General features: G+C 44.5%; 15 protein-coding genes and 1 tRNA gene. 6 read left to right on the forward strand and 10 right to left on the reverse strand.

The annotated features are described in order from the left end of the window. From A3756_RS22835 to A3756_RS22860, 6 genes are all read left to right on the forward strand, one after another. A partial coding sequence (locus A3756_RS22835) for a 4Fe-4S binding protein (RefSeq protein ID WP_156490707.1) occupies positions 1-464 on the forward strand: 464 nt, incomplete at its 5' end. Positions 465-573: 109 nt separating this feature from the next. Next, entirely contained in the window at positions 574-2487 is a 1914-nt protein-coding gene (gene nosZ, locus A3756_RS22840; protein WP_068507631.1) for a TAT-dependent nitrous-oxide reductase, read from the forward strand. Between the two features lie 47 nt (positions 2488-2534). Beyond that, a complete protein-coding gene (locus A3756_RS22845) occupies positions 2535-3887 on the forward strand; it encodes a nitrous oxide reductase family maturation protein NosD (RefSeq protein ID WP_068507633.1) in 1353 nt (450 codons plus the stop codon). After that, entirely contained in the window at positions 3884-4807 is a 924-nt protein-coding gene (locus A3756_RS22850; RefSeq protein ID WP_068554761.1) for an ABC transporter ATP-binding protein, read from the forward strand. The genes A3756_RS22845 and A3756_RS22850 overlap by 4 nt, the downstream gene beginning before the upstream one ends. A gap of 2 nt (positions 4808-4809) precedes the next feature. Next, complete coding sequence (locus A3756_RS22855; protein ID WP_068507638.1) at positions 4810-5634, forward strand: ABC transporter permease; 825 nt, start codon at positions 4810-4812, stop codon at positions 5632-5634. A gap of 4 nt (positions 5635-5638) precedes the next feature. Beyond that, positions 5639-6235, forward strand: a complete 597-nt coding sequence (locus tag A3756_RS22860) for a nitrous oxide reductase accessory protein NosL (protein WP_068507640.1) — start codon at positions 5639-5641, stop codon at positions 6233-6235. A 123-nt stretch (positions 6236-6358) separates the two neighbouring features. On the opposite strand, the gene A3756_RS22865 is transcribed toward A3756_RS22860, so the two are convergent. The 10 genes from A3756_RS22865 to pheT form a co-directional block, all read right to left on the reverse strand. Then, on the reverse strand, positions 6359-7813 hold the full coding sequence (locus tag A3756_RS22865) for a triacylglycerol lipase (RefSeq protein WP_068507642.1): 1455 nt from the start codon (positions 7811-7813) through the stop codon (positions 6359-6361). 152 nt (positions 7814-7965) lie between these two features. Further along, entirely contained in the window at positions 7966-8298 is a 333-nt protein-coding gene (locus A3756_RS22870) for a YnfA family protein (RefSeq protein WP_068507643.1), read from the reverse strand. A 31-nt stretch (positions 8299-8329) separates the two neighbouring features. Beyond that, entirely contained in the window at positions 8330-9211 is an 882-nt protein-coding gene (locus A3756_RS22875) for an SPFH domain-containing protein (protein ID WP_068507645.1), read from the reverse strand. Between the two features lie 24 nt (positions 9212-9235). After that, entirely contained in the window at positions 9236-9676 is a 441-nt protein-coding gene (locus A3756_RS22880) for an NfeD family protein (protein ID WP_068506810.1), read from the reverse strand. 78 nt (positions 9677-9754) lie between these two features. Continuing rightward, positions 9755-10036 (reverse strand): hypothetical protein, encoded by a 282-nt coding sequence (locus A3756_RS22885; RefSeq protein ID WP_068507647.1) that lies wholly within the window; start codon positions 10034-10036, stop codon positions 9755-9757. A gap of 597 nt (positions 10037-10633) precedes the next feature. Beyond that, positions 10634-11944, reverse strand: coding sequence for a bifunctional 2-polyprenyl-6-hydroxyphenol methylase/3-demethylubiquinol 3-O-methyltransferase UbiG (locus tag A3756_RS22890; RefSeq protein WP_156490708.1), 1311 nt, complete (start codon positions 11942-11944; stop codon positions 10634-10636). A gap of 216 nt (positions 11945-12160) precedes the next feature. Further along, positions 12161-12237: transfer RNA gene (locus tag A3756_RS22895), tRNA-Pro, on the reverse strand. Between the two features lie 183 nt (positions 12238-12420). Next, positions 12421-12777, reverse strand: a complete 357-nt coding sequence (locus tag A3756_RS22900; protein ID WP_068507650.1) for a MerR family transcriptional regulator — start codon at positions 12775-12777, stop codon at positions 12421-12423. Then, a complete protein-coding gene (gene ihfA / locus A3756_RS22905) occupies positions 12755-13060 on the reverse strand; it encodes an integration host factor subunit alpha (RefSeq protein ID WP_068507652.1) in 306 nt (101 codons plus the stop codon). The genes A3756_RS22900 and ihfA overlap by 23 nt, the downstream gene beginning before the upstream one ends. Before the next feature lie 3 nt (positions 13061-13063). Beyond that, on the reverse strand, positions 13064-14852 hold a 1789-nt coding region (pheT, locus tag A3756_RS22910), incomplete at its 5' end, for a phenylalanine--tRNA ligase subunit beta (RefSeq protein WP_068554765.1).

Below are 14852 nucleotides of genomic sequence, written 5' to 3' on the forward strand. Positions count from 1 at the left end.
TAGCTTTGTTTGGCTTATCACTGGAGTCCCTGGCTGTCGCAGAAACCTATGCCGAAGTGGAGCCTTTCAAAACAACTTTCCTGCTGCGCTTCGATCGCGATTGGCCCTTCATTCTTTACGCGGCCGGGCTTCTGGTTACGTCAATATTTAATCGTAAGTTCTATTGCCGCTACGTCTGCCCAATGGGTGCAGCCATTGCTATTCCTTCTTTCGCTCGCCTCTTCGACTGGCTAAAACGCCGAAAAGAATGCGGCAAGCCCTGCCAGCTTTGTGCCCAAGAGTGTGAGATCGGAGCGATTGCTCCTACTGGTGAGATTAATATGCGCGAATGCCACTACTGCCTCGATTGTCAGATGACTTATCACAGTAAAGAGAAATGCCCACCACTTGCCAAAAAATACCGCAAAGCAACGAAAGAAGCGCCTGTCGAGCCGGTTCGTATTGTCAACCAAGGAGGCTCATAAGATTCGAATACAAAAGAAAAACACACAATAAAAGCAATTAAAGAATTAGCAGTACAAACAACGAAGTAAGAAGTTCTCTATCACAACCAGGAACAACTTGGAGATCATTATGACCGACATAAATAAGGAAAACCCTGTCGACCGCCACGTCGATGATAGTCCTGAAAAAGAAGGCATGAGCCGTCGTAAATTTATTGGTGCAACCACTTTAGTCGGTGGTGCAGGTGTTGCTGCGTCAACACTTACCGCATCCATGTTTTCAGAACTTGCTCAGGCAAAAACGGCCGAGAAAATGGCTGCTAGCGCCCATGTAGGGCCAGGTGAGCTCGACGAATATTACGGCTTTTGGAGTGGAGGTCACTCAGGTGAAGTTCGCATACTTGGCCTACCTTCAATGCGTGAGCTAATGCGTATTCCGGTATTCAACCATGAAAGCGCGACTGGCTGGGGTCAGACCAACGAAAGTAAAGCAGTCATGGGTGAATCTGCCAAGTACTTTAACGGTGATGCACATCACCCTCATATGAGTATGCAAGATGGCCGCTATGACGGTAAGTATGTTTTCATCAACGATAAAGCAAATACTCGTGTAGCACGTATCCGCTGCGACATTATGAAAGCCGATAAGATGATCGACGTTCCAAATGTACAGGCGATCCATGGTTTAAGGGTTCAGAAAGTACCTCATACCAAATATATATTCTGTAACGGTGAATATGAAATTCCATTACCGAATGACGGACGTGATTTGGATGACCCTAGTAAATATTTCTCCATGTTCAACGTCATTGACGCTGAGAAGATGGAAATGGCTTTCCAGGTCATTGTTGATGGCAACCTTGATAATACCGATGCCGACTACGACGGTCGTTTCGCTGCATCAACCTGCTATAACTCTGAAAACGGCGTAACGCTACCTGAAATGATTTCAGCTGAGCGTGACCATGTTGTTGTATTTGATATTCCAGCGCTTGAGAAAGCGGTTCAGAACGGTGACTTCAAGACAATCGGCGATTCCAAAGTACCTGTAATCAATGGCCGTAAAGGTTCCAAATATACTCGCTATATTCCGGTACCCAAGAGTCCTCATGGCTTGAACACTTCACCAAACGGTGAATACTTTGTGGCTAACGGTAAGCTTTCACCAACCGTTTCAGTGATTGCGATCAAGAAGCTGGCTTCACTATTTGATGATAAGATCAAACCTCGCGATACCATCGTTGCAGAGCCAGAGCTGGGCTTAGGGCCGCTTCATACAGCCTTTGACGGACGCGGTAATGCTTATACAACCGTCTTTATCGATAGTCAGGTGGTTAAGTGGAACGTGGAAGATGCGATCAAAGCTTATCAAGACAAGAAAGTTAATTACATTCGCCAAAAGCTGGATGTTCATTATCAGCCAGGTCACCTTCACACCACCATGGGTGAAACCCGTGATGCTGATGGCAAATACCTAGTCTGTCTCTGTAAGTTCTCTAAAGACCGATTCTTACCGACGGGCCCACTTCGTGCCGAAAATGATCAGTTAATCGATATCTCCGGCGATGAAATGAAGCTGATTCACGACGGCCCGACCTTTGCTGAGCCTCACGATTGTATGATCGTTCATCGAAGCAAAGTGAAGCCAAGCAAAATCTGGAAGCGTGATGACCCCTTCTTCGCTGAAACCGTTGCTCAAGCAAAGAAAGATGGTGTAAATCTTGAAATGGACAACAAGATTATTCGCAAGGGTAACAAAGTGACGGTTTATATGACCTCGGTTGCACCAAACTTTGGCCTGAACAAATTTACCGTTAAGCAAGGCGATGAAGTCACCATGGTGATCACTAACCTTGATATGGTAGAAGACGTAACTCATGGTTTCTGTATGGTCAACCATGGCGTCAGTATGGAAATTGGCCCTCAGCAAACCCAGTCAGTGACCTTTACCGCCGACAAGGTTGGCGTACAATGGTTCTACTGTCACTGGTTCTGCCATGCACTGCATATGGAAATGCGTGGCCGAATGTTAGTCGAAGCTTAAACCCTTTAAGCTTTAGCTAACTGCTAAAGGCGAAAAAGAAGTACAAGATGTCACAACCATCTCGAATACTGCTGGAAACACAGCAGAACAAACAGAAGCACAGTGCGTATATCCTTATGCTGTGCCTCTGTACCTGTCTGATAGTGGTGGCATCTCTTTTATCCTCTTCAGCCTATGCTCAAGAGATAAGGATTAATTCTCAGCTAGACCTACAAGCTGTTCTCGATAATGCCTCTCGAGGCGATACGATAGTCCTCTCTCCCGGTGTTTACGCCGGTAACTTTGTTATTCGACAGAGTCTCACTATTCAAGGTGAAAAGGGCGCTATCATCAACGCCCAAGGCATGCATGACGGGATTCGAATAAAAGCTCCACATGTCACCATTGAAAATCTGACAATAGAAAACTGGGGCGATGATTTAACGGCAATGAATGCCGGCATCTTTATTGAAAAATCGGCACAAAATACAACCATCAAGAATAACCTGCTTCATGGTGATACTAGCGGTATTTGGTTAGATAAATGCGATGGTGCAAAAATTATCAACAATAAAATAAGCGGTAACGAGCAGATGCGCTCAACCGACCGAGGCAATGGTATTCATCTATCCGTTGCGACCAATACCGAGGTTCGTGGCAACGAAATCTGGCATACCCGTGACGGAATTTACATTATTTCTAGCCAGAACAACCTGCTCACTGAAAACCATATGCACGACCTTCGCTACGGGGTTCATTACATGTACTCCCACAGCAATACCGTCACCAAAAACAAAGCGGTACGAACCCGTGCAGGCTATGCGCTCATGCAATCCAGAAGTCTCACTGTCAATCATAACCAGTCACTCGATAGTGAAGACTACGGCATCTTATTAAACTTTATTACCTATTCCACCTTAACTAACAACACGATTGATGGCGTGCGTCAAAGTGAGGCACGTCACGTTGAGGGTGCCGATGGTAAGGGCTTCTTTATTTATAACTCGCTGCACAACAAAATTCTAGACAATGACGTGAGTAATGCAGAAATCGGTATTCACCTGACAGCAGGTTCCGAGAACAATATTATTGCTAAAAACACCTTTATCAAAAACCAGACTCAAGTGAAATACGTCGCGACCCGCAAACAAGAATGGAGCCTCGACGCCCAAGGTAATTACTGGAGCGACTATTTAGGCTGGGATATGAACAATGATCAAATTGGCGATACCTACTTCGAACCCAATGACAGTATCGACAAGCTACTATGGAAGTTTCCTCAGGCAAAAATGCTAATGGATAGCCCTGCAGTATTGTTACTACGTTATATCCAAAAACAATTCCCGGTACTTAAATCGCCTGGGGTAAGAGATAGTTTCCCTCTCATGACACCGCCCGCTCGTAAGGTAGCCAGCCCATGACGTCCCCTTCTTCTGACCTTGTTGTTAAGCTTGACTCAGTCTCCAAACATTATGGCGAGCTAAAAGCACTCGAGGCAATCAATCTGGACTTGCCTCCAGGCGAAGTGCTTGGCTTGTTTGGTCATAACGGCGCTGGCAAAAGTACGCTGATGAAAATCATCCTGGGCGTGCTTGAGCCTTGTCAAGGCGAAGTACTAACCCTTGGCCAGTCACCTCGAGACAAAAAAGCTCACCACATTCGCCAGAAGTTTGGTTATCTACCCGAAAATGTTAGCTTTTATGATCACCTAAGCGGGCGCGATATACTCACTTACTTCGCCAAACTTAAAGGCTTTAAAAAGAACGAGGCTGAACGGTTACTTGAGAGTGTTGGCCTTCAAGCTGCAGCAAATCGAGCAGTCAAAACCTACTCTAAAGGTATGAGGCAGCGCCTTGGTTTGGCGCAAGCACTGCTAGGCAAACCTAAACTATTATTACTGGATGAGCCCACCGTTGGCTTAGACCCTATCGCAACCGATTATTTTTATCGTACGGTAGACGAACTACGAAGCGATGGTTGCGCAGTGATTCTTTGTTCTCATGTTCTCCCTGGTGTTGAAGCGCATATCGACAGAGCTATGATACTAGGTGGCGGGAAGCAATTAGCCTTGGGTAATCTTGAAACGCTTCGCCAGCAAAGCGAGCTGCCTATCGAGATCAAAGCGCATGGCTTAGCAGCGAATGAAATTCCCAGCGAACTCATGCAGTATCAAAATGCGGTCGCCTGTGCGGCTGGCCAGCAATCTCTGCTTGTGCCGACGAAAGATAAAATGTCCGCCCTTAGAACACTCTCGGGAAATACAAGCATCAGCGACCTGGAGATCAAGCAACCTTCCTTGCAGGAAATATACAGCCACTTTATTCGCAAGGGAGAGCAATAAATATGGATAAAATACTAACTGTCGCCTCAAAAGAATTTAAAGATGGCTTCCGCAATCGCTGGACTTTGGCGATCACGGTAATCTTCGCCATTCTATCTTTAGGGCTTACGTATTTTGGCGCGGCTGCCTCAGGTAGTATCGGCTTTGCCTCGCTCAACTCAACCTTAATTAGTCTGGCAAGTCTGGCCGTTATCCTGATTCCCTTGATCGCATTGATGATCGCCTACAACGCCTTCGTAGGAGAATATGAACAAGGCACCATGCTACTCCTGCTCACCTACCCCCTCAGTCGACGCGATATGTTGATTGGCAAATTTCTGGGCCAAGGAAGTATCATCGCGATCTCCTCCCTGCTTGGTTTTAGTACTGCTGCAGCAGCCATTATCTTCAGCAGCGAGGTGGAAACCCTAGAAGTTCTCAATGCATTTTTCTGGTTTATTCTATCGGCGACACTACTTGGCTGGGTTTTTATTGCCATCGCCTATGTTATTAGTCTTAGCGTAGAAGAGAAATCGCGTGCCGCGGGCCTGGCTTTGGTCACCTGGTTTTTCTTTGTACTGGTATTCGACTTGGCTTTACTCGCTATTTTAGTCGCCAGTAAAGGCGATATTCAAAGTGACTTGCTCAGTCAAGTTTTACTCTTGAACCCAACGTATATCTTCCGCCTGGTTAATTATCAGGTGGTTAATGCCGCAGAATATGGTGGCGTGCTACAACTGGCTGAAGGCACAGAGATGAGCATGGCAGGACTGCTATCTTCCCTGGTTTTATGGATCGCAGCACCACTTGCATTCGCCGCCTACTTATTGAAGAAACGAGAGGTATAAGGTGATGAATCATAAGCCCCCCCACCAAAACGCTAAACAGTCGCCTTTAGTTCCGGTGCTGGTTTTGCTGATTCAAGGCGTATTAATTTTCGGGATTGTTTCGTGTAGTGAAAACGATCCTAAAGCTAAGCCAGAAATCAGCGCCGTACATATTGAAGACCAGGACGAATGCCACCTGTGTGGAATGCTTATCAACCAGTTTGCCGGCCCTAAAGGTGAGATGTTTGAGAAGAATAAATCGTCGGTACGTAAGTTTTGCTCAGTGAATGACTTGTTCGCCTATATGCTTCAACCTGAAAATATCCATAACACAGCTAAAGCATTTGTCCATGATATGACGAGCAGTCCTTGGGGTAATACTCGCGAAGCCGAGCTAATCGATGCCAAACAAGCCTGGTATGTAATTGGTCATAAGCTCCCCGGAGCAATGGGACCGGCCCTGGCTTCATTTAAAAACAAGAACAGTGCAGAAGCGTTTGCCAAATCACAGGGTGGCAAAGTTCTGGCATTTTCTGATATTTCGCTCGAAGTGCTAAATCAAGCTATGCATGCTCACTCAATGCATCAGACCGACAAGCTCAAACATGGGCATATGCAATAGGCCACTTTCATGAAGAGCGTGGTGCTAAACACTCAAGTGATGACATTTTATATAAGCAAGTCAATCGGACATCAAATTCGCTGCTAAAGCAGTCTGACTCTACCGAGGTAAGTTGATTAGGGCTCACTTATCCTCAGATTCGTTTTCCTTACTGTGCTTGCCACCTAAAACTTTCGCCCCTTTGTGTGCAAGCTTCCCTCCAGCCTTGAGCGAGAAGTATATGGTATTGAGTATATCTTTATGGCTATCTTCTATCGGCAAGGTTACATCTTTAATCAAAGGGACTTTCCTAAGTACGCTGTATGGTTCATCTGCTATCGCGCCGTGAACCTTCTCAACGGCGTCTACCGTATGATCATAGGCAAGCGCTAACAAATCCAAGCTACCTGATATGATTTCTTGATTCGACAAGCCTTGCGCGACTCTCTGCACCATTTGCTGCTTCTTAGTCGCTTCCCTCACCTCGTAGAACTTCAAGTCAATATGATCTGGATGCTCACGGAACCACTGGTTTATTTGCTGGTAAACCTTTTCTGAGTGAGCCAGAGGTACATGTGGAATACCATTGAAATGGGCCTGCTTACTGTCTTCTGGTGCAGATATGGGGTTAGCACTTGTATGTCTCACCAGGCTATCGCCAAAATACTTGTTGAGTAGACTATTCTTGTTCGCCGATAGCGAGCCGCTAATGAAGTGATGCTGAGCATGCGCGGTAAAACTTCCACAGCGCACACTCTGCTCGTAGGGGTCATCACTATCCGCGCCACGTTTTTCTTTATTCAGATGGAGTAAGCCGTCCTTCAGATCTTGTATACCCTGGCTTCGAACGTCTATCCAGTCTGCCCAGTGACTAATGTAATCACGCGGGATATAGCGAACAATAGAACTGGTTAGGTGACCAAACTTCTCCAAGGGCGAGCCTTCATGAGGCGTGCCAATGTAATAACAGTTTGACAACAAACTTAGCCAATCTGCTTCGGCATCTTGCGCGAGTTTCTGGGCACTTCGTATTAACAAGCCTCCCATACTAAAGCCCATTAGCACGATCTCTTCTACAGGTATGGGGTATGCCTCAATGAGCTCTGAAAGTAGCCGAGTTAATTTTTGCCCATTATCTTTAATCGATAAGCCTGTGTTGTAACGTAAGTAAAAAGGCGTAAAGCCAAACTCTTCTTGTAAGCGTCGACCATAGTTATCTTTTTCACTTAGCGCTTCGTCATCATCACTTGAACGACCATTACTCGAGCTCTCCCCTTCACTTTCCCCACCGAGTGAGTCTGGTTTTAAGTCCCATATTGTTTCTAGATTGGTCAGCCCGTGGATGAGGACGATAATTTTGTTAGATAAGGCTTTTTCTGCTTTGACGCTCCCGGAACCTTGAAGCACCTGTTGAGCAAGCGTGTCATCTAGCAATAGAGGTATGTTTTGCTGGTAAAAAGCCATATCGATGGCTAATGGGTTGTGCTCTTTTTCCAGATAATCACCAACGATGCCATTTAACACAGAGCGACTTAGGTTCGCCCAGTTTTTTAGGTCTACCGAAGCCATTAATTTGTTATCACTCGTTAGCTTATCCATGCGTATTCACTCGTTTAGGTGGGAAAAACCATTCTTCGGGAATGGAAAAATAAAAACTCGCGCCAAGACCGATACCCCTTCTGGCTTATCGGACGATGCAAGACTGGCCAGTTCATGGTGGATGACACTTAAAGCATCAGCTACCTATCAGGCTATAGCTCACGAGGGCTGAACATGATAATTGCCATGCCCAATAGCGCAACGCCTACGCCGGTAATATCCCAGCACGTGGGTTTAATACCTTCGACAACCCATAGCCAACATATTGCTACCAGGATATAAACACCGCCATAAGCAGCATAAACGCGGCCCGCAGCAGCAGGGTGCAAAGACAACAACCACGCAAACAAGCCTAGACTTAGAGCAGCAGGAATAAGCAACAAAGGGCTTTTATCCTGCTTTAAGTACAAATAAGGAAGGTAGCAACCAACAATTTCTGCAAGCGCAGTAACGATGAATAGCGCGATGGTTTTTAGCTCAAACATAAATTAGGCTTTATCTTGCTACCCTAGTGTATTACTTCCCTATCATACCCGCGATAGCTTTTGGTAAATCGGCAGGTAAGATTACCGACTTGCTGTTCTCAGATGTCGCCAGGCTTTCTATCGCTGAAACATACTTCTCACCAAGAAGGTAGGTCACTGCCATGTCTTTATCGGTCAAAGGGGCAGAGACCATTGAGATTGACTGCTGCCTCGCTTCTGCCAATAGCAATTCAGCTTTAGCATCTTGTTCTGCTGCTTCTTTTCGGCCCTGTGCTTCCAGTATTTGCGCTTGCTTCTGGCCCGTGGCTTCTAATATCTGGGCTTCTTTAGAACCTTCAGCTCTGGTCACCGTTGCACGCCTTGCCCGCTCTGCAGAGGCTTGCTCTTCCATTGCTTCTTGCATCGTCTTAGAAGGGTTAATGTCCTGAATTTCAACTGAACGAAGCGCTATACCCCATTCCGCAATTTCATTCGCAATCGTGCTAGTGAGGCTGGTTTTTATTTGCTCTCGAGAGCTCAATGCCGCATCCAGATTCATTTCACCGATAATTGAACGAAGCGTTGTTTGGACTTTGGTTTGTATCCCTATCGTGTAGTTATCAACACCGTACACTGCTTTCTGCGGGTCAGTAATGGAGATATAACCTACGGCACTGGCAATAATAATAGCATTGTCTTTTGTAATAACCTCTTGGCTAGGAATATCCAATACGATTTGCTTAGTTGTAAGCTTATAGGCCACCTGGTCAAAATAAGGAACGATAATATTCAATCCAGGCTTCAGTGTTTTTTGGTACTTTCCAAAGCGCTGTACAACCCACTGATAGCCCTGAGGTACGAGCCTTACACCTTGTGCAACCGTCACCAGTAATAAAATAAATATCGCTATTGCTATGTATAATCCTGCTTCCATAATCCCTTGCTCCTAAAAGATAATTTATTGTTTTTTCATCACTAGTCGATGTTCAGTGACACCGGTTACTTTAACCGCATCTCCTACATCTAGTTGATCATCAGACTCAAAGTCCCACTCATCATAGCCCTTAATGGGAGTAGAAAAGCGAACGCGCCCCGGCCTTTCCCCGGAAGGAGGCGTCAGCGTCACGCCTAGTTCACCCTGAATTTCATCAAGCGCTGGTAAAACTACCTTATCCCGCGAGGGTTTGAGTATTTTGAACCACATGCTGGTGAGTAAGGCAGATAAAATAGCCCAGGCGCTTATCTGAAAGGTAGTACTTAGATCCGGCTCGACAAGAAGTAACATGCCAACCAATACCCCGCCAATACCAAACCAAAGCGCGGTGAATGAAGGGATAACGAGCTCTAAAAGAACAAGAAAAATCCCAAAAACAATCCAATGCCAATACAATAAATCCATCAATAATTCCTATTTCTCATTCGACTGCGACAACTACTACGAGGCAAAGCTCTCGTTTAATTTTTTTTCAGCAAGCGCTTACTTATTATGTAACTTGAATAAGGGGTTGGTATTGGCTATAACGGCTGCCACATCACCTTTATCTGAATTATCAATTTTCGCCGCAGACAGTTCTGCTCTGCTTTCACAAACCGTGAAACCTTCAGCAAGTATGCAATCTCGCTCTTCAGCAACGTCTTCACTCGAAATTGAGTTGCTACCCTTAATTAGCCTCTTTGATATAGGCGTGTACTTTCCTTGTGCCAACTTTCGATGGTATTGAGGTTCAAACGAGAGTTGTTTTTGAGCTTTATTCTTCATCAGTATTCCGGTCTTAATATTTAGTTCTTCTATTTTAGCTTAGAAAGAGATCCAATCCGTAGCCACCACCACGCTATAGACATCTACCCCATAGTCTATCACTCCAAGGCTCAACACTACACAGTGCTTTGAAGCGGGATATCGGTAAATACAGTGATAAGAAATGTAAATCGACTGAGAAGTTTGGAGAGAGCCCGGAATTACCTGGTACGGATCAGAGTCAATCAAAGCCTACGCCCAGACACAGTGACCATCGGTGGGACATTAGAATGAGAGAAATAGCTCTGTTTTGAGCTACCTCTTTTAACTCGAAACAATCATTGCTCAACACCCAGTGTTTTGCGTTTAGAGTCGGATTAGCTGTTACTTTGGAATCCCTGCAGCCCATCATCAAGGGACTAATTTTATGCACGGAACAGAAGTCTGCTATCGTTTAGCCACTCACTTGCTAAAAAGCCAACGACTCTGGCCAGCTATATTTAGCGCTCGGTTTAGTCATACGCTAGTTCCTTTTAAATCTTAGTGCTAGCCTAGACCTTGCAGTTAGTTGTGCTCGATTGGACGCTTACATTTAAAGAAACCGAACACATTTTCTGATCACACTCCCATCATATTGTTTATATTAGCTGCACTACTTGCGCTCTTTTCTCTCAAATACATCATATCTAGTTTTATTAGGACCTCAACAAAGGAACATAGTTCTGCAAAGACGGTTTCAAACGTTGCATGGCTTTTCGTTGTCTTGATGGTTTGCTCGACAACCTCTTTTAAGCTTCGTTTTCCATCTATATGTTCAAACAATGCTTTGCTGTGTGGGTTTCTTTTTAAGGTAAACATTTGGTTCAGTTGTATTTGATTTCCTGGTGCAGAAAACGCCTTAAGCAAATTTTGCTTACGTTCATTTTGGCCGTAAATGGTGCTGATGGCAGGAACCAGATCTGTATTCTTTATGCTAGGAGTAGAAGTTTCCTTAAACGAAACAAAACAGCATTGTTTCATGATTTGACCAAACAACAACTCGCAGATAGATTGCTGTTTTCTAAGCGGAAGTTGTTTGATTGTGTTCAACAGCTCTGGGTCACGAATATAGGTTTCGGGATAAAAAATCATGTCACCAAGAGGGTGGTCAGGATTATATAGTTTATTTAACTTCAATCCTGCATTTTCAACATAGTCGTACATTTCGTTTACGGTATAGGCCCGGTCTTGAGAGTGTATTAGTAGATCGTATATGCCAATATCTGTACTTAAATCTTTCTTACAAGAAACTTTATTTGAGGAAAACCAATTGCCTTGTGGTAGCCCGTTTAGAGTTTTTTTTGTGTTATCAATACAGTCTTGAATGTTGGGCGTGTCGGTATTTATCTGACGCATTAATTCCTGCATCTGATAGATTCCTGTTCGTCCAATTGTTGCGTAAACCATAAGATACATCGCACCATCAGGATGAAGTACCTTAGTAAGCGCTTTTAAACCTTCATCTGGGTTTTTCAAGTGATGCAAAACGCCAGTACAGGAAATAAAATCAAACTCACCGTATTCTTGTTTGTTCAGATTTAACAAGGAATCATGAATCCAGGTAATATTTTTTAATTTCCTGACTTTAGCTCGTTCCTTGGCGATGTCCATTGATGCTTGAGACATATCCAAATAGACCACTTCTACTTCAGTTTCCCTAAGTTGTTCGGCTAAATAAATAACATCATCACCGGTCCCGCCACCGGCAACTAGGACTCGAAACGACTGAGTAAAATCACGCTTACCCTCAAAAGCGTAATAATTAAGACAATCTAAGGAGCAGGGTTTGGAGACATAAAGATCTGTTTTCTCATTAGCAGGATCTCTTGCAGGGTAGGGATAATTCTCGTATTGCTGCCTGACTTCTTCAAGATATGTCCCTTCTTTCATAATGCCCTCATTTTTTTGAATAACGATCAATATTATTAAAACAAAAAATTATCAAACATAATCTTAGGGGAATGCAGACCTATATGTCTGTTAACTAAGTAGAATTTTCAGATTATGCATTAAACAAGGGAGTCTAGACTCTATGATGTACATTTTCACCCTATAATGGTAAAAGCTGCGACAGATGCTAAAAAACAGGAATTAAAAAAGAAAAATTGGTCGGGATGGCGGGATTCGAACCCACGACCACATGTCCCCCAGACATGTGCGCTACCAGGCTGCGCTACATCCCGAACGGTGTGAAACAAGAATTTGTTCACCAGGTTGATACTAGGTATCAGCTTACATGGGGGTAATCGACGGGTTTTAGGCCTGTCGACTTAAGTCGCGGGTATAATACCTTATGACGCTTTAGAAATAAATAAAAAACGCCGATAGTATCGGCGTTTTTTAAGATTACCTTATTACTTGAAAGCTTAGCTGTTTAGTACGTCTAAAACTTCTTCAAGCTCAGTGATCATTTGCTTGATCAATTCAGAGTTTTGCCCTGCAGGGCCCTCATCACCTTCATTGTGCAGTTTTTGCTTGGCACCACCGATGGTATAGCCTTGATCGTACAATAAACTACGAATTTGACGAATAGTCATGACGTCCTGGCGCTGATAATAACGACGATTTCCACGACGCTTTACCGGTGACAGTTCATCAAACTCTTGCTCCCAATAACGTAGAACATGAGCTTTGACTCCACATAAGTCGCTTACTTCTCCAATAGTGAAATAGCGCTTACCCGGAATCGGGGGTAATTCATTATTGTGACTGGGTTCCAGCATATTCTTCTACTTTTGCCTTTAATTTTTGTCCGGGTCTGAAAGTAACAACGCGTCTGGCAGAAATAGGAATTTCTTCACCAGTTTTAGGGTTACGTCCAGGCCTTTGTTTCTTATCGCGTAGGTCAAAATTACCGAAGCCAGATAGCTTCACCTGTTCATTGTGACCTAGGGCTCCAACAATTTCATCAAAGAACGCTTCCACCATTTCTTTGGCTTCGCGCTTATTTAGTCCAACTTCGTCGTATAGGCTTTCGGCCATATCAGCTTTTGTTAAAGCCGCCATGCGCTAGCTCCTTAATTTAGCTCCAAACTTAGCACTGAGTGCTGACACAATACGCTCAAAGGACTCGTTGATTTCTTCATCATTAAGAGTGCGATCACTTCGCTGCCATACCAGACCGAGGCCTAGACTCTTTCCGTTTTCAGCAAGATTATCACCTGAATAAACATCAAACACATTGAGATTAACCAGGTCTTCACCGGCATTATCTCTAACAATCTGCTCAACGTCTCGGAACGGTATCTCGTGATCGATCAATATTGCCAAATCCCGTCTAACTTCTGGGTATTTTGACACGCCATCAAAACTCGGCACTTGTCCTTGAACGGTTTCAATTAAGCATAGTTCAAACAAATAAACTGAGCCATTTAAATCCAAGGATTTTTGTAATTTAGGGTGAATAGCCCCTAAATAGCCGATTTTTTTACCATTTTTTACAATCTGTGCAGTCTGCCCAGGGTGTAAAGCAGCATGTTCACCCTTCTCGAAAGCGACTGTCGGGTCAATTGAGAACAATAAATTCTCAAGATCGGCCTTCACATCAAAGAAGTCGATTGCTCTGCTTTCATTACACCAGTTTTCGTTTTGAACAGTGCCTGAGACAACGCCCGAGATCATTCTAGTTTGAACAATCTCTTCGCCTTCTTGAACAAACTTTAGACCTGTCTCAAAAAACTTAACTCGGGGCTGCTGGCGCTTCTGGTTGTAGCTTAGTGCTTTTAGCAAGCCAGGCCATAAAGACGTTCTCATCACAGCCAAATCAGCTGAGATTGGGTTTGCCAAAGCGATACCCTGCTCTTCAGGCGTCACGAGCTTTTGTGTTTCTTCGTCAACAAAGCTGTAAGTGATTGCCTCCTGATAACCTAAACTCACCAAACGATCAGCCAGGTAGTCCTGCGGGAAGATATCTTCGTCGACGGCCCGCAGCTTCATTGAGCCTAATGCAGTCGTTTTAGGTAGTTTGTTATAGCCGTAGACCCGACCAATTTCTTCAATCAGGTCTGGTTCAATGGCAATATCGAAACGATAGCTTGGCACAGCAAAGGTCCACTGCCCCTCTGCTCGATCAACAACTTCAAGCCCAAGGCGCGTTAGAATCTCTTCTATTTCAGCTGTCTCTACCTTCAAGCCTAAGAGCGACTCAACTTTAGTTTCACGCAAGGTCACAGTCGAAGACTTAGGAAGCGTCTCTGCATCACTTTCTTCAACGATTGGGCCAGCTTTGCCGCCGACAATATCGATTAATAAGCGCGTTGCACGTTCCATTGCCTCGTGCTGCAGCGCATAATCAACACCTCGTTCAAAACGGTGTGAAGAGTCTGTATGCAAGCCATAAGAGCGTGCTTTACCCGCAATCGCCAAGGGTGCAAAGAAGGCACATTCCAAAAAGATGTTCTGAGTTGTAGCGCTAACACCTGAGGCTTCGCCACCCATGATACCTGCGATTGCAAGTGGAGTGTTTTCATCTGCAATAACCAAGGTGTCATCACGAAGTTCAACTTCCTGACCATCCAACAAGGTTAGTTTTTCAGCATTTTCAGCTTGACGTACATTGATTGAGCCATTCAGCTTATCTAAATCAAATGCATGCATTGGCTGACCGAGCTCAAGCAAAATATAGTTGGTTACGTCAACGGCAGGATCAATACTACGTAAACCGCAGCGACGTAACTTTTCTTGCAGCCATAATGGTGAAGGCTTAGTTAGGTCGACACCTTCAATGACGCGTCCCAAGTATTTAGGGCAGCCCTCTGTGTCTTGTAAGTTTACCTTGAAGGTAAGTTCACTCTCTGAA

The sequence above is a fragment of the Oleiphilus sp. HI0086 genome (assembly GCF_001635225.1).

Bases quoted from the DNA above. Each gene is read 5' to 3' on its own strand.
- nosZ (WP_068507631.1), top strand. From the start codon at position 574: ATGACCGACATAAATAAGGAAAACCCTGTCGACCGCCACGTCGATGAT.
- A3756_RS22845 (WP_068507633.1), top strand. From the start codon at position 2,535: ATGTCACAACCATCTCGAATACTGCTGGAAACACAGCAGAACAAACAG.
- A3756_RS22850 (WP_068554761.1), top strand. From the start codon at position 3,884: ATGACGTCCCCTTCTTCTGACCTTGTTGTTAAGCTTGACTCAGTCTCC.
- A3756_RS22855 (WP_068507638.1), top strand. From the start codon at position 4,810: ATGGATAAAATACTAACTGTCGCCTCAAAAGAATTTAAAGATGGCTTC.
- A3756_RS22860 (WP_068507640.1), top strand. From the start codon at position 5,639: ATGAATCATAAGCCCCCCCACCAAAACGCTAAACAGTCGCCTTTAGTT.
- A3756_RS22865 (WP_068507642.1), bottom strand. From the start codon at position 7,813: ATGGATAAGCTAACGAGTGATAACAAATTAATGGCTTCGGTAGACCTA.
- A3756_RS22870 (WP_068507643.1), bottom strand. From the start codon at position 8,298: ATGTTTGAGCTAAAAACCATCGCGCTATTCATCGTTACTGCGCTTGCA.
- A3756_RS22875 (WP_068507645.1), bottom strand. From the start codon at position 9,211: ATGGAAGCAGGATTATACATAGCAATAGCGATATTTATTTTATTACTG.
- A3756_RS22880 (WP_068506810.1), bottom strand. From the start codon at position 9,676: ATGGATTTATTGTATTGGCATTGGATTGTTTTTGGGATTTTTCTTGTT.
- A3756_RS22885 (WP_068507647.1), bottom strand. From the start codon at position 10,036: ATGAAGAATAAAGCTCAAAAACAACTCTCGTTTGAACCTCAATACCAT.
- A3756_RS22890 (WP_156490708.1), bottom strand. From the start codon at position 11,944: ATGAAAGAAGGGACATATCTTGAAGAAGTCAGGCAGCAATACGAGAAT.
- A3756_RS22900 (WP_068507650.1), bottom strand. From the start codon at position 12,777: ATGCTGGAACCCAGTCACAATAATGAATTACCCCCGATTCCGGGTAAG.
- ihfA (WP_068507652.1), bottom strand. From the start codon at position 13,060: ATGGCGGCTTTAACAAAAGCTGATATGGCCGAAAGCCTATACGACGAA.